The sequence below is a fragment of the Cellulomonas marina genome, assembly GCF_900111925.1.
GTDB classification, from domain to species: Bacteria; Actinomycetota; Actinomycetes; order Actinomycetales; family Cellulomonadaceae; genus Cellulomonas; species Cellulomonas marina.
The window spans coordinates 54,739-68,931 of sequence record NZ_FOKA01000010.1 but is presented as its reverse complement, the minus strand read 5'-3'; the positions used below and the strand labels follow the sequence as shown (position 1 = coordinate 68,931).

Below are 14,193 nucleotides of genomic sequence, written 5' to 3'. Positions count from 1 at the left end.
GACTAGCGTGACGGCGTGGACCTCCTCCTCGTCGCCGGGCTGTGGCTGGACCCCTCCGTGTGGGACGACGTGGTCGCCGGGCTGGCCGCCCGCGGGCACCGCGGCATCGCCGTCGCGCTGCCCGGGCAGGGCGACGGGCGCACTGACGCCACGCTCGACGACCAGCGGCAGGCCGTGCTCGACGCCGTCGACGCTGCCGACCGGCCCGTGGTCGTCGGGCACTCCGCCGCCGCGAGCCTGGCGTGGCTGGCGGCGGATGCCCGGCCGTCCGCCGTCCGGGCGACCGTGCTGGTCGGCGGCTTCCCGAGCGCCGACGGCGCCGCCTACGCCGACTTCTTCCCCCTCGTCGAGGGTGCCATGCCCTTCCCCGGTTGGGCTGCCTTCGAGGGCCCCGACTCCGCCGACCTCGACGAGGCGGCGCGGGACGCGCTGGCCGCCCGGGCCATCCCCGTGCCGGGCGCCGTGGCCCAGGGCGTCGTGCGTCTGGCGGACGAGCGCCGGTACGACGTCCCCGTCGTCCTGGTGTGCCCCGAGTTCTCGCCCGACGACGCCCGCGCCTGGGTGGCGTCCGGGGACGTCCCGGAGCTGGCCCGCGCGCGGGACGTCACGTACGTCGACCTGCCGACCGGGCACTGGCCGATGGTGTCGGCCCCGCAGGTCCTGGTCGCGGCGCTCGCGGACGTCGCCGACGGGCTCTGACGGGGACCGCTCGCAGCACCCGTCACCGCGGGACCGTCAGCGCGGCACCGTCAGCGCGTTGCCGCGCACGCCGCCGACCCCGGTCACGATCACGCCCACCACCTGCTCGGGCCGCTGCGGCCGCCCGAGGGCGAACCCCTGGCCGTACGCGCACCCCGCCGCCGCGAGCCGCGCGGCCGTCGCGCGGTCCTCGATGCCCTCGGCGACGACGTCCAGCCCCAGCGCGGTGCACAGCGCGACGACGGACGTCACCAGCGCGTCGCCGTCGCGCTCGCCGGCGTGGGCGAGGAACGAGCGGTCGAGCTTGACGACGTCGACGGGCAGCGTCGCCAGCTCCGACAGGGAGGACTGCCCGATGCCGAAGTCGTCGAGCGCGATGCGCACGCCGACCGCGCGGAGCTGCAGGAGCACCGTGGCCGCCGCGGCGGGGTCGGGCGCCACGGACGTCTCGGTCACCTCGACGCAGAGGTCCTCCCCGCGCAGCCCGTGCCGCGCCAGGGCCGCCAGCACGGTCGTCGGGAGCGCCGGGGTCAGGCTGCGGCGCGAGACGTTGACGCTCGTGCGCGCGAGCGGCACGCCCGCCGCCCGCCACGCCGCCAGGTCGGCGCACGCGCGGTCGAGCACCCACGCGTCGACCTCGGGCATGAGGCCGGCCGCCTCGGCGAGGCCGATGAACTCGTCGGGAGGGATCGGCGGTCCGTCCGCCGGCCGCCACCGCAGCAGCGCCTCGACGCCGGTGACCTCGCCCGTCTCCAGCCGCACCAGCGGCTGGTAGTCGAGCTCGAGGCCGCCCTCGCGCAGCGCCCGCCGCAGCGCCGTGGTGACGGACAGCTCGCGCTGCGACCGCTCGTGCATCCACGGCTGGAAGACGACCGCCGACCCCCGTCCGGCGGCCTTGGCCTGGTACATCGCCAGGTCGGCGTCGCGCAGCACGTCGTCGGGCGTCCGGCCGGCCCGGACGGGGGCGAGACCGATGCTCGCCCCGAGCACGACCGTCCTGGCCCCGATCTCCACCGGGCGGGCGAGCGCGGCCAGGAGGTGCTCGGCCACCGCCCGGGCGGCCTCCTCGCCGGTCGCGGTGAGGGCGACGAGGAACTCGTCGCCGCCCGTGCGGCAGACGGTGTCCGCCGGCCGTGCCGCTCCGCGCAGGCGCTCCGCCACGGCGACGAGCAGCGCGTCCCCGGTCGAGTGCCCGAAGCTGTCGTTCACCTGCTTGAACCCGTCGAGGTCGAGCAGGAGCACGATCGTGCCGTCGTCGGCCGCCGCGCACGCCACCTCGAGCGCGCGCCGCGCGTGCGCCAGGTTGCCGAGCCCGGTGAGGTGGTCGTGCCGGGCGTCGTGCTCGAGCCGCGCCTGGCTCTCGCGCAGGCGCCGGGCGACGAGCTCGCGGTCCCGCGTGGCGACGAGCTGCCGCAGGCACAGCGCCACCATGAGCGCGACGAGCAGCCCCAGCGACATGCCGCCGAGGTCGTGCCCGAGCACTGCGGCGGCTGCCGCGAAGACCAGCGCACCGGCGACGCCGCACCACGGCACCGTCGCCGCGGCCCGCACCCACGTCCGGGACAACCGCCCGCCGGAGCAGCTACCGACGAACGCGACGACGAGCAGCAGGAGCCCGGCCTCGGCCAGCGCCCCGACCCAGCTGTAGGCGGTGTAGCGGCCCTGCGCGGCGAGGACGGTGTAGGCGACGTCGCTGGTCACGTAGAGCAGCAGGCCGGCGACGGCCAGGCCGACCTCGCGGCGGGCCTCGACGGCGACGCGCCGCAGGGCGCCCGCCGCCACGGCGACGAGGAAGGCGTCCGAGGCGGGGTAGGCGAGGATCGTGGCGGCCGTGGTGGGCGGCAGACCGGCGCCCACGTGCGCCGGCGCCAGCGCGGCCGTCCACGTGACGAACCACAGCGCCGTCGTGGCGACGAGCCCGTCGAGCACGAGCTGCGTGCGCGATCCCGGCACGTCGTCGCGCACGGGGTAGGACAGCAGCCCCGCCACGCACACCGGCACGAAGAGGAAGTGCAGCGCGTCGGCCGGTGACGGGATCGGCACCGCCGCCCCGGTCGCCCGCAGCACCAGCACGGCGACCCCCCCGGCCGTCGCGAGCAGCAACGACACGCTGATGAGCAGCCGCGCCCGCCGCAGCCCGCCGGCCGACCCGCGCGCCTTCACCGCCATGAGCACCGCCGCCACCAGCACGGTCGTGCACTGCACGAGGTAGGAGGTGAGCGTGCCCGCCGCCACCGGCAGGGGCCGCAGGAGCACGAGGACGGCGAAGCCCGCGCCGACGGCCAGCGCCGCGACCGTGACCCCTCGGTTCCCCCTCACGGCCGGTCCATCGACCCCCGACCGGCCCGGCGTCAGGACGCGCCGCCGGGGTCACCTGGCGGGCCCACGCATGTCACCCGCCGTCACCCGCAGGCGGCACCGGGGGAACCGTCGTCGCGGCCGTGCCGCAACCGCCTCCTCCGGTGTCAGCCGACGCGGTCGGCAGGCCCGCGGTCGACGGCCAGGAGCGCCTCCTGCCGGGTGCGCACGTGGAGCTTGCGCGCCGCCGAGGCGATGTGGCTGCGGACGGTGGCCGGCGTGACGACGAGCCGTTCCGCGATCTCGCCGGTGCGGTGCCCACGGCGCAGCAGCTCGAGGATCTCCGCCTCGCGGTTCGTCAGCACCGCCCGTGCACCGGCCCGGTCCGTGCGGGCGCGCTCGCGACGGCGGTACTCGTCGAGCAGCACCGTCACCAGGTGGCGCGAGAGGGCCGCCTCCCCGTCGAGCACGGCGCGCAGGTGCTGCGGCAGGGCCGTCAGTGCGTCGCGTGCGAGCACCCCCTGCGCGCCGGCGAGCAGGAGGTCGGCGCACCGGGGGTCCTCGGGCCGGTCCGCGACGACCAGCACGCGGCAGCCGTCGTCGACCAGCAGGCGGACCGCCGCGGTCACGTCCCCGAGGGTCCGGTCCCCGACGACGACGACGGCCGCGCCCGTCCGGCGCACCGCGAGGGGCAGGCCGGCCACCGACCGGGCCCTGCCGACGAGGCGCACCTCGGGCGGCAGGGCCGCGCAGAGGCGTGCGAGCAGGACGCCGTCGCCGTGGGCGACGAGCACGCCGGGCGCGGTGGGCATGGCGCGCGCCTCTCGTCGAGAGGGTCGGCGCAGGGGCGTCCGGACGGCGTCGGTGCCGCTGGTCGCCCGGCCGACGGTGGGCTGGGGTCGGTACGACGGGTCCCTGCACCTGCCGTGCGCGCACCGTAGCGCCCGCGGGCGGGCCCGTGGGGGCGTCGCGGCGTGAGCGTGCAGGAATCCCCACGCACGGGTGATCCGAGGACCTTGTCGTGGTCACGACCGGGGACGATCGTCTGCCCGTCGGAGCACCACCGGTCCCGCGTCGAGGACGACGCGGCCTGCCCGAGGGCGAGGCACCATGACAGCGAGACGACTCCCCGGCCACCTGCTCCCCGCTGGGCGCCTCCCACGGCGTCCGCACGGGGTCGACCGCACCCGACGACGAGCCCACGCGCCCACGCGCACGCGCCGCACCGGCACCGCCCTGCTCGGCCTCGTCGCCCTGCTCGGGTCCCTGCTGCTGCCGGCCGTCGCCGCGAGCGCGACGGGTGCCACGGTCACCGTGGTCCAGGGCAACTCCACGTGCCGCGCGCTGCTCGGCGACGCCGACGCGTACGAGATCAAGGTCGAGCCCACCGCCGCCATCAGCGACGCGGCCTCCTTCGGCCCCGTGACCATCACGGGCGTGAACTCCGCGAAGACGCTGCTCGGCTTCACCTCGACCGTGCCGCTCGCCGCGGTCTTCGTCAAGGGCGGCCCGGTCGGCGGCGCGCTCTACGACTACCGGCCGGACGGGCGCTCGTCGGACGCCGGGCTGGGCGTGACGGGCTACGGCGACGGCCGGTACCAGATCAGCCACGTGTCGTTCTGCTGGGGCGAGCCCCCGGTCGTGCGCGACGCGCTCACGGCGACGAAGACCGCGGTCGCCTCCTACGACCGGGACGTCACCTGGTCGCTGACGAAGGACGCGGAGCCCACCCTCCTCGAGGGTGCGGCCGGCGGGAGCGCCGGCACGGCGACCTGGGGGCTGGGCGTGGTGAAGACCGCGACGGAGAGCGGCTTCCTGGTCACCGGGTCGATCACCGTCCGCAACCCCAACGCGGTCCCCGTCGCGGTGACCGTCACCGACACGCTCGACGACGGCACGGTCGCCGACGTCACGTGCCCCGCGGCCGCCGTCCCGGCGCGCACGACGGTCGACGGGACCCTCGTGTGCACCTACACCGCCTCGCCGACCTCGCGCGCCGCGGCGACGAACAACGCGGTCGTCGTCTCCGGCACCGACGGCGTTCCGGGGGCCACCGCGCAGGTCGGCCTCGACTGGGTGCAGCACCTGACCGGCACCGAGGGCACGACGCTCCGCGACGAGCGGCTCGGCCTCGAGGTCCCGCTGACGGCATCGGCCGAGGTGCCGATGCCCGAGACGTTCGACTGCCCCGACGACCCCGGCGCCTACACCGGCGGGGTGCACGAGCGGACCGAGACGAACACTGCCACGCTCACGGGTGACGGCGTGGCGCTGGAGGACGACGCCTCCGTCGTCATCCGCTGCACGCTGGCAGCGCTGACGGCGACGAAGAGCGCGGCGGGCAGCTACGACCTGGTCACGTCCTGGTCGCTGACCAAGCAGGTCGACGACCCCAGCCACACGGGGCTCCGCGGCCAGGTCGCCGGCACCTCCACGTGGACCGTCGTCGCCGACCGCACCGACACGGCCTCCGGCTGGTCCGTCACCGGCGAGGTCGCGGTGTCCAACCCCTCGGGCGTCGACGTGCCGTTCACCGTCGCCGACCTGCTCGACGACGGGACACCGGGTCAGGTGGACTGCCCCGCCACCACGGTGCCGGCGCACGACAGCGTCACGTGCACCTACACCGCCTCCCCGGGCGGGGCCACCGCCACGCTCAACACGGCGACGGTCACCGGGGCCGGCAGCGCCCCCGTCACCGCCACGGCGCCCGTGGCCTTCACCGCTGACCGCTCCGGTGACCAGTCGGTGACCCTCGCGGACCCGCGGCTGGGGACCTCGACGACGATCACAGACGACACCACGCTGTCGGTCCCGGAGACGTTCCTCTGCTCCGGCGACAGCGCCGACTACGTCAACGGCGCCAGCTCCCGCACGGAGACCAACACCGCGACGCTGACCGGGTACGACACCCGGCTCACCGCCCAGGCGTCCGTGCGGGTCGACTGCTCGACGCCGGTGTACGCCGAGACGGCGACCGGCGCCGGCACCCGCTGGCCCGGGACGAGCAACTGGTTCATGTACACCGCGTTCTCGACCAGCACGGTCGACCTCGTCGCCGGCCAGAAGCACGACGCGGGCGACATCACGATGGTCCGGTCCGCCGACGGGAGGACCACGACCATCACGATCACCCTGCACCCGGGCTTCGCGCTCTCGGGGGCCAAGGACGACGTGAAGATCCAGCCGCTGGCCCAGGCGCCGACGCGCTACCTGCAGCCGGGCTCCTTCACCCACAAGTGGACGCGGACGACGAGCCCCGTGGTCGTCACGGTCCCCTCGACCGCCTTCTACGGCATCCACCTGGACGTCGTCCGCTGGTGACCCGGCGCCGACGTCCGTCCCGAGCACGTCCGGGGCACGGCTTCCCGTGACCCCCACCCGCAGGCCCCGCCCGGCGCGCCCGGACGGGGCCTGCGGCCGCGGTGGCAGCACCATGGACCCGTGACCACGACCGCCGTCCTGCAGCTCGTGCTCGTGGCGGCGGCGGCCGTCCTCCTCGTCGTCGGCCTGCGCGCCGTGCGCCGTGCGTCGGCGACGAGGGCGCGCGTCGCCCGGGCACGGACGGCGTCGGGCGAGGTCGTCGCCGTCGACGCCGCCGAGGGCCGCGTCGTCCCGACCGTCCGCTACCACGTCGGCGGCGAGCGCTTGGAGGGGCCGCCGCGCCTGCCGCCGCCCGGGTCCCGGTACCTCGTCGGGCAGCCGGTCGACGTGCGCTACGACCCGCAGGAGCCGGCCTGGATGACGATCGAGGCCGTGCAGGGCGACGCACGGGTCCCCCGCCCGCGGGCGGCGGTGGCGGAGGTGGCCGCCGCGGTGGTGCTGCTCGTCGTCGCCGCCGTCCTGGCGGTGCTGCCGTAGGCGGGACGCGCGCGTCAGCCGCGCCGCAGCCGCGCGCTCAGGGGTGGTCCCGCGGACGGGGCAGCGTGCCACGCTCGATGAGCGACTCGTAGACGCCCTCCATGGCCACGGCGAGCTCCTGCAGCTGGTCGCCGGAGAGGGCGTCGAGGAACACCGACCGCACGAGCGCGACGTGTCCCGGCGTCGCGGCGGCCAGGGAGGCGCGCCCCTCCTCGGTGAGGGCCACCGTGGTCGCGCGCCGGTCGTCGGGGCTCCCGGCCAGCGCGACGAGACCGCGCCCGGCCATCCGCCGCACCTGGTGGGACACGCGGCTGCGCTCCGCCCCGATGCGCACGGCGACGTCGGAGACGGTCATGGGCTCGGGGTCCTGGCTGACGAGAGCGACGAGGACGTCGTAGTCCGCCAGCGACAGCCCGTGGTCGGCGCCGAGCTGCCGGTTCATCTCGTACCGCAGCCGCAGGTGCACCTTCATGTAGGCGTACCAGGCGCGCGTCTCCTCCTCGGACAGGAACGCGTAGGGCGACTGCGGCGCGACGTCGTGCACGCACCGATCATCCCCGCACAGGCCTCGACCTCGGCGACGACGGTCAGGTGAAGAGGACCGTGTAGACCTTCGCCAGGCGCCCGTCCCGCACGAACCCCATGTCGGCACCGGAGACGACGGCGGGGCCGCCGGGAGGGCCGAGCTCCCAGGCGAGGTACCCGAGGTCCTGCACCTGCCGCGGCCCGTCGACCGGCCGGAACTCCAGCCCCTCGGCGCCGTCGAGGATGGACTGCGCCTTCGCGCTGAGCGCCTCGTGGCCCTCGACGACGCCCTCGGCGTCGACGAAGACGACGTCCTCCGTGCAGGTGCGGGCGATCGCGGCGACCCGCCGCGCCGGGTCGCGCTCGGCGAACACGTCCAGCAGGTACGCACGCATGAGGGCGTCCAACCGCTCGGGCACCGGTCCTCCAGGTCGTCCGCTCCACGTCGTCATGCAACACATGACATGTCACGCACCGTAGGGCGACCGCACCGGTCGGTCGACCACCTGACCGCCGAGCCGCGGCGGTACGCTCCCCCCGGGTCGGCGACCGGGCGGCCGCGCGCCTGGCGTCCCGGCCGCCGGGCGCGGCACCCGCGCCGCGGCCCGGGGCCTCTAGCTCAACCGGCAGAGCAGCGGACTTTTAATCCGCGGGTTGTGGGTTCGATCCCCACGGGGCCCACCAGGGTGTTTGTGCAGGTCAAAGGCCTTGTGCGGGCGCCTGGAGGAGGCCCCGATCGACCGTCATCCGAGGCGCTAGTCCGCATCTAGTCCGCACTGCCCGAAGCGATACACGCGCCGACGTTCGCCTCCGAGCATCTCGGCGCGGCAGCACCTCCGGTCTGGCCGGTTCGCGGCACCTAGGCGGCCGCGCACGCCGCGCACGCCGCGGACGCCGCGCCCACGCGGCTTGCTGCCGCTGCGTCGGCATCTGGGGACCAAAGTCCACATCGGCGTCCGTGCGGGACGGTATGCTGTCCCAAACGGACATGCCGATGTCCGCGGGCGACAGAGGAGAGTCCCGGATGACCACCTACGCGTTCTGGAACAACAAGGGCGGGACAGGCAAGACGAGCCTGTGCTTCCAGTCGATCTGCTTCTACGCCAACAACCACCCCGACGAACGCGTCCTCGCGATCGATGTCTGTCCTCAGGCGAACCTCTCCGAACTGTTCCTCGGGGGGCTCGCCAACGACGGGAGCACCCGCCTGCTCCAGCGTCAGGGCGAGACCGTGCGGGCCACCATTGGTGGCTACTTTCAGTTGCGCCTGCCGGCGCCCTACTCACCGCCCGCGCTCAATGCGCAGGACTTCATCACAACTCCCGCGAGCTTCAACGCCGATATCCCGACCAACGTCGATCTCATCTGCGGTGATCCGCTCCTGGAGCTGCAGTCGAACGCGATCTCGACCCTGGCGAACAACCAGATTCCCGGCACCAACGCCTGGGTCGCCGTCGTCGACTGGTTGCGCGACCTGCTCGCCGTCATCAGGGATGACTACGACACGATCTTCATCGACTGCAACCCGAGCTTCTCGATCTACACGCAGATCGCGTTGTCGGCCGTGGACCGGCTCGTGTTGCCGGTCATGGCGGACGACTCCTCGCGCCGGGCGATCCAGAACGCGTTCTCGCTCGTCTACGGCCTCAAGCTGCCGTCCGACATCTATCAGGCCTACGCCTTCGCGACCCGTCTGATGGCGGAGGAGCGGGAACTCCCCAAGGTCCACCTCATCGCGAAGAACCGCATCACGCAGTACATGGGCTCGGCCTCTGCCTACGCGGCCGTCCTGCGCTCGATCGACGACGACGTGAACAAGCTGATTAGCAGCAACCCTGAGATCTTCACCTTCGACGACGTCACGAGCGGGGTGGTGAACATCCGCGACTTCCAGACCACGGGGGTCGTGGCGTTCGCGCAGGGAACGCCGCTCTACGCGCTGAAGTCCGGCAAGCGCTCCGTCCTCGGTCACCGCGTCACGGTCCACGAGGACTACCGCGTGAACATGGTGGACGCCATGAACAAGCTCACCGCGAAGCTCTGAGGGTCTTCGGCCCGGCCCGCGGGTATCCGTGGGCCGGCCGGAAACCGACGGATATGCCTTCGCCACGCTCTTCGCTAGGCGCAACCGGTGTCGCGCGACAGTGCAGCTTCGGCGTCGGCCGCCCCCCGACGCCGAAGCTGCACCCAGAGGTGAGACCGTCGCAGGACCAGGTGGCTCGACGGTCGCGGCCGGCCCCACCATCGCGGCAGCCTCCACGGCGCTAGTCCGCGGGTCGACGAACGCGTCCGTGCTGATCAGAAGAGCGCCAGCGGGGCCCGCCATGCGATCGCGCCCCCTCGATTCGATCAGGTCCCCCCCGGTGCGTGACGCTTCCGACTCGCTTCGGGAACCGCCGGTTCGATGTCCTCACTGCTCCGGCCCCAGGCACCGAGCGCCTCGGTCGCGGCGGCGGTCATCCGCTCCGCAACGTCGTCGAGCTCGGCGTCGAACAGCCCCGAGTACACGTCCAACGTCATCGACGCCGACGCATGCCCGAGCATTCGCTGGACCGCCTTCACGTTCGCCCCCGACGCTACGGCCAGGCTCGCGGCGGTGTCCCTCAGGTTGTGCGGCGTGAGCGGCGCGAGGCCAGCGCGCTGGACGGCGGGATCGAAGAAGTAGTGCCGGAAGTTCGAGTTCCTCAGCGTGCCGCCCTTGCTCGCGGTGAACAGCGGCGCGTCGGCGGGCTTCCCCGCCACGTACGCGCGCAGGCGGTCGACGAGGAAGGCCGGGATGGGGACGGCGCGGCGCCGGTACGTCTTCGGGGCGTCGCGGTGCAGTCCCCCGCGCGCCAGCTCCGTGACGCTCCAGTTGACGGTGACGCGGCCGCGCCCAAGGTCGACGTCGCCCACCTGGAGCCCCGCAGCCTCGCCGAACCGCAGGCCGGTGAACGCGAGCAGGACGACCAGCAAGTCGTACGGCTCGGGCAGCTCCGCTGCGAGTCGGGCGACCTCCTCGTTGCTCAGGAACCGCTGGACCGGCCGCGTCAGCCGCGGCTTCGGGACGCCGTCCGCGACGTTCCTGCTGAGCCGCCCGTCCCGCACCGCGAGCTTGAGCATCTGCGACATCACGATGAGCGTGTGCCGCGTGTGCGCCGGGCTGCGGTTGGCCTGGATGTCCGCGACCCACCGGACGAGATCGGCGTGGGTGATGTCGGCGAGCGCGACCCGACCCCACCTCGGGAGGACCCACACGCGCAGGGCGCTCTCGTACTTCTCCCGCGTGCGGGGCCGCAGGTGCGCCTTGGTCGCCAGCCAGACCTGCGACCACTCCTGCACGGTGACCCGCGCCTTGGCGGGGTCCACCCAGTCGCCCCGGGCGATGGACGACGCCTGCGCAGCGAGCCAGCGTTCGGCGTCGGTCTTGCGGGCGAAGTGGCGGGCTCGCTCTTTGCCGGTTGCGTCGCGGTACCTGGCGCGCCACATCCCGTCCGGACGCTTCTTGACGTTCCCGGCCACGGTCAGGCACTCACCTCACGCCGGCACTCGCTCTCGAGCCAGGCCTGCACGGCGACCGGGCTGTAGCGCAGATGCTTGCCGACGCGGTAGGCATCCGGTCCGGTGCCGAGGTAGCGCCACTGGTGGAGCGTCGCGATCGGGATGCCGAGGAACGCCGAGACCTCCCCGATGGTCCACAGCCGCTCGACGGTCGGTGGAGCGACGCCAGCCACCCTCCCGCGCGACGTCGTCGCGGCGGCACTGGTACGCGAGCGCGGCATGGCGGTCTCCTCAGAGCCGGGCGGGGGCGGCGGGTACGGGGCGAGCTTCCGACGCCGGTCGGGCGGCCTCGCCGACCGTGCGTTGGGCGCTAAGGACGGTGCGCGCCGCCTCGCGCTCGCTGAGACCGGCGCTGACGGCGGCCGTGACGAGCGGCTCGAAGTCCTGCACGCCGGCCTCGGCCGCTCGGCACGCGGCCCAGAACAGGGCGTTGTCGCGGTTGCCCTCGGGCTGCCGCGCCACGTGCGCGGCGAGTGCCGGCGTCGGGTCGCCACCCTCGCGCTGACGGGCGATGCCCTGACGGAGGCCACCACGCACGGTGACCGGGGTGAGGAGATCGACGACGGCGCTCCAGTCCAGCGGGCGGCCGGGCCCCGGCCGCGTGGCGATCAACTGGTAGTCGCGGGAGTAGGCCTTGGTCTGGCCGAACGACGGCGGCAGCAGGACGTACCCGCCGGTCGCCCGGAAGTCGACATGCAACCCGCGGAGGCTGCCGTTGTGCTGGTCGGTGCCGGGGTAGTGCAGGTGCAGGCCGCCCGACGGCGTCAGGACGGCCCGTACCCAGCCGTCGACCAGCCCGGCGGCCTGGGCGCGGTGGAACGCGTGCCAGCCGTTGCCGTCGGGACGGACGTCGACGTCGAGCACGTCGAAGCCAGGAGCCCCCGTCGGGGTGGCGATGTTCGCGGACGGGCGCATCGACCACCACCGGTGGATGCGGTCGGCGTCGGTCGTCGCGTCGTAAAAGCCGTTCGCCGTCAGCGGTGTCTTGCCGCCGGGCACACACGGGAAGACGGCGATACCGGCGGCCGCGTAGGCCAGCGCGCGGTCGCGCAGCGTGGGGGCCGGTGTCGTGGCCGCGTCGTTCAAGGTGCGCCTCCTCGCGTCGGCAGGATCGACCCAGGGAGCCCCGGCGGCGCGCACCGCACGCCTCCGGCGTCGGTCAAGTCCTGGGGAGTGGTGTAGCGGTTCGGCGTGATCCTCGAGGTCGTGTTCAGGCGGTCAGTGCCTGGAATTGGTCGGTGGTCACCTCCTCGACAACGGTGCCGGGGACGGCGGTCAGGCGTGCGCGGGCGAGGATGTCCAGGCCGAGGTAGCGGCGTCCTTCGGCCCATTCGTCGTGCTGCTCGGCTAGCACCGCCCCGACGAGCCGGATGACCGAGCCGCGGTCCGGGAAGATCCCGACGACGTCGGTGCGGCGGCGGATCTCGCGGTTGAGCCGCTCGTTGGGGTTGTTCGACCAGACCTGTCGCCACAGGTCCCGCGGGAAGCCGGTGAACGCCAGGACGTCGGCGCGGGCGGCGTCCAGGTGGTCGTGGACGTCGGGCAGCCGGGCCGCCACGGAGTCCAGGAGCTTGTCGTACTGGGCGTGCACCGAGGCCGCGTCGGGCTGGTCGTACACGCTGTGCAGCATCGCCTTCACCGCCGGCCACGAGGACTTCGGGCAGGTGGACATCAGGTTCGCGGCGTAGTGGGTGCGGCACCGTTGCCAGGTCGCCCCGGGCAGGGTCGCACCGATCGCGGCGACCAGCCCGGAGTGCGCGTCGGAGGTCACCAACCGGACCCCGCCCAGGCCGCGGGCGACCAGGTCCTTGAAGAACGTCAACCACGCTGCGGCCGTTTCGGACGTGGTGACCTGCACCCCGAGGACCTCCCGGTGCCCGTCCCCGTTGACGCCGGTCGCGACCAGCACCACGGCGTTGACCACCCGCCCGGCCTCGCGGACCTTCATCGTCAACGCGTCGGCGGCGACGAACGTGTACGGGCCGGCGTCCAACGGGCGGGTGCGGAACGCCTCCACCTGGCCGTCGAGGTCCTTGGCCATCTCGGACACCTGCGACCGCGACAGGCTGGTGATGCCCAGGGACTGCACGAGCTTGTCCATCCGGCGGGTGCTGACCCCGAGCAGGTAGCAGGTCGCCACCACGCTGGTCAGGGCCTGCTCGGCGCGCCGGCGGCGGGTCAGCAGCCACTCGGGGAAGTAGGACCCGGTGCGCAGCTTCGGCACCGCGACGTCGATCGTGCCGACCCGGGTGTCCAGGTCGCGGTGGCGGTAGCCGTTGCGGCGGTTGACCCGCTGGTCGGACACCTCGCCCCACCCGGCCCCGCACACCGCGTCCGCCTCGGCCGACAGCAAGGCGTCGATGAAGGTGCCAAGCAGCTCGCGCAAGAGATCGGGTGAGGCCTGGGCGAGGTGCTCGTGCAGAACGCGGGCAGGGTCGATACTCGACGGTGCGGTCATCGTGTTGCTCCACTTCGAGGGTGCTGTGAGAGGTTCACTCGAAGGGTCACGCGGTGACCGCGCTCGTCTATGACGACACGCTCACCGGGCTACCGGTACACCACTCTCGCGGACGCCACTGACAACGTCGCCCTGCTCCGCCGACGCCAGGCCTCGAACGTCCGAGCGCGGTGGGACGGTGACGCGATGACCAGGCTGATCCTTCGCGAGGGGGCGCGATGGGCGCGAGCGGTGGCTACGCCCCTCGCGGTGCAGCTGGTTGTGGTCGTCGCCCCCGTCGTGCTCCAGAACGAAGTCCGTCGGCTCGGTACCGACCGCGCACTATCGCTCGGCTGGCTGGCAGCGGTCATCGCATCACTCGTGTGGCTCGCGACGTCGGCGACGCGCGCTGCGATCCAGCCGGCTGGCGATCGTCGCGCCTTCGTTCGCGTCCAGGAACTCCGCGTCCTCTCCGGTCTTCCGCATCACGCGCTGCTCTGCATCCTTCGCACTGTGTGGTCCACCGCCGCCGGGCAGCGCGCCGACGCGGTCGACGTTCGCACCGGCGCTGTCATCGACCTCTGGCTCGCTGACGCGAGCCTGCCGCCCGGCAGCTACGCCCTCGTCAAGTTCACTGATCGCTCCTCCGTGCTCGTCGACGCCGTCCCTCCGGGTCTGGTTCTTGCTGCCCGACGCCACACGCGCCGGGAAGGCGTGCGTCACCACGAGCGGTCCGGACGCAAGCGTCGCGCGGCGGCCCGCGTGATCCGCACGGCGGAGACGCTGCTCCGGTAGGGCCCGCGAACGGCGCCATCCCCAGATGCGCTGCCCCT

At 73.8% G+C, this 14,193-nt stretch carries 13 protein-coding genes and 1 tRNA gene; 6 read left to right on the top strand and 8 right to left on the bottom strand.

Annotation, left to right across the window (positions count from 1 at the left end; translation table 11 throughout):
• Window positions 1–15 precede the first annotated feature (15 nt).
• Window positions 16–699, top strand: coding sequence for an alpha/beta fold hydrolase (locus BM048_RS11740; RefSeq protein WP_090033332.1), 684 nt, complete (start codon window positions 16–18; stop codon window positions 697–699).
• A gap of 36 nt (window positions 700–735) precedes the next feature.
• On the opposite strand, the gene BM048_RS11735 is transcribed toward BM048_RS11740, so the two are convergent.
• A complete protein-coding gene (locus BM048_RS11735; RefSeq protein WP_090033330.1) occupies window positions 736–3,018 on the bottom strand; it encodes a putative bifunctional diguanylate cyclase/phosphodiesterase in 2,283 nt (760 codons plus the stop codon).
• 146 nt (window positions 3,019–3,164) lie between these two features.
• Window positions 3,165–3,809, bottom strand: a complete 645-nt coding sequence (locus BM048_RS11730; protein ID WP_090033329.1) for a response regulator transcription factor — start codon at window positions 3,807–3,809, stop codon at window positions 3,165–3,167.
• A 298-nt stretch (window positions 3,810–4,107) separates the two neighbouring features.
• Between BM048_RS11730 and BM048_RS11725 the strand changes: the two genes are divergently transcribed.
• Together BM048_RS11725 and BM048_RS11720 are read left to right on the top strand one after the other, a co-directional pair.
• Window positions 4,108–6,321 (top strand): hypothetical protein, encoded by a 2,214-nt coding sequence (locus BM048_RS11725; protein WP_090033327.1) that lies wholly within the window; start codon window positions 4,108–4,110, stop codon window positions 6,319–6,321.
• A gap of 120 nt (window positions 6,322–6,441) precedes the next feature.
• Window positions 6,442–6,858, top strand: coding sequence for a DUF3592 domain-containing protein (locus BM048_RS11720; protein WP_175499524.1), 417 nt, complete (start codon window positions 6,442–6,444; stop codon window positions 6,856–6,858).
• Window positions 6,859–6,895: 37 nt separating this feature from the next.
• On the opposite strand, the gene BM048_RS11715 is transcribed toward BM048_RS11720, so the two are convergent.
• A complete protein-coding gene (locus BM048_RS11715; RefSeq protein WP_239078819.1) occupies window positions 6,896–7,402 on the bottom strand; it encodes a MarR family winged helix-turn-helix transcriptional regulator in 507 nt (168 codons plus the stop codon).
• 43 nt (window positions 7,403–7,445) lie between these two features.
• Window positions 7,446–7,802: a nuclear transport factor 2 family protein gene (locus BM048_RS11710; protein ID WP_239078820.1), complete on the bottom strand. Its 357-nt coding sequence runs from the start codon at window positions 7,800–7,802 to the stop codon at window positions 7,446–7,448.
• A gap of 189 nt (window positions 7,803–7,991) precedes the next feature.
• Here BM048_RS11710 and BM048_RS11705 point away from each other — a divergent pair.
• Window positions 7,992–8,067 (top strand) — tRNA-Lys (locus BM048_RS11705).
• Window positions 8,068–8,407: 340 nt separating this feature from the next.
• The gene (locus BM048_RS11700; RefSeq protein WP_090033423.1) at window positions 8,408–9,427 is read left to right on the top strand and encodes a ParA family protein; all 1,020 of its coding nucleotides are present in this window, start codon (window positions 8,408–8,410) and stop codon (window positions 9,425–9,427) included.
• A 305-nt stretch (window positions 9,428–9,732) separates the two neighbouring features.
• Here BM048_RS11700 and BM048_RS11695 read toward each other — a convergent pair whose 3' ends face one another.
• The 4 genes from BM048_RS11695 to BM048_RS11680 all read right to left on the bottom strand — a co-directional run bounded on the left by BM048_RS11695 (window position 9,733) and on the right by BM048_RS11680 (window position 13,381).
• Window positions 9,733–10,884: a tyrosine-type recombinase/integrase gene (locus tag BM048_RS11695; RefSeq protein WP_203708822.1), complete on the bottom strand. Its 1,152-nt coding sequence runs from the start codon at window positions 10,882–10,884 to the stop codon at window positions 9,733–9,735.
• A 2-nt stretch (window positions 10,885–10,886) separates the two neighbouring features.
• Window positions 10,887–11,144 (bottom strand): helix-turn-helix transcriptional regulator, encoded by a 258-nt coding sequence (locus BM048_RS11690; protein ID WP_139224435.1) that lies wholly within the window; start codon window positions 11,142–11,144, stop codon window positions 10,887–10,889.
• 10 nt (window positions 11,145–11,154) lie between these two features.
• Window positions 11,155–12,009, bottom strand: a complete 855-nt coding sequence (locus BM048_RS11685) for a bifunctional DNA primase/polymerase (protein ID WP_175499523.1) — start codon at window positions 12,007–12,009, stop codon at window positions 11,155–11,157.
• Window positions 12,010–12,133: 124 nt separating this feature from the next.
• Window positions 12,134–13,381: an IS256 family transposase gene (locus tag BM048_RS11680; protein ID WP_090033320.1), complete on the bottom strand. Its 1,248-nt coding sequence runs from the start codon at window positions 13,379–13,381 to the stop codon at window positions 12,134–12,136.
• A gap of 186 nt (window positions 13,382–13,567) precedes the next feature.
• Here BM048_RS11680 and BM048_RS11675 point away from each other — a divergent pair, with 186 nt between their 5' ends.
• Window positions 13,568–14,155, top strand: a complete 588-nt coding sequence (locus tag BM048_RS11675) for a hypothetical protein (protein ID WP_139224434.1) — start codon at window positions 13,568–13,570, stop codon at window positions 14,153–14,155.
• Window positions 14,156–14,193 lie beyond the last annotated feature (38 nt).

Excerpts from the sequence above, each read along its gene's own strand:
- BM048_RS11675 (WP_139224434.1), top strand. The coding sequence starts at position 13,568 with ATGACCAGGCTGATCCTTCGCGAGGGGGCGCGATGGGCGCGAGCGGTG.
- BM048_RS11690 (WP_139224435.1), bottom strand. The coding sequence starts at position 11,144 with ATGCCGCGCTCGCGTACCAGTGCCGCCGCGACGACGTCGCGCGGGAGG.
- BM048_RS11730 (WP_090033329.1), bottom strand. The coding sequence starts at position 3,809 with ATGCCCACCGCGCCCGGCGTGCTCGTCGCCCACGGCGACGGCGTCCTG.
- BM048_RS11680 (WP_090033320.1), bottom strand. The coding sequence starts at position 13,381 with ATGACCGCACCGTCGAGTATCGACCCTGCCCGCGTTCTGCACGAGCAC.
- BM048_RS11700 (WP_090033423.1), top strand. The coding sequence starts at position 8,408 with ATGACCACCTACGCGTTCTGGAACAACAAGGGCGGGACAGGCAAGACG.
- BM048_RS11725 (WP_090033327.1), top strand. The coding sequence starts at position 4,108 with ATGACAGCGAGACGACTCCCCGGCCACCTGCTCCCCGCTGGGCGCCTC.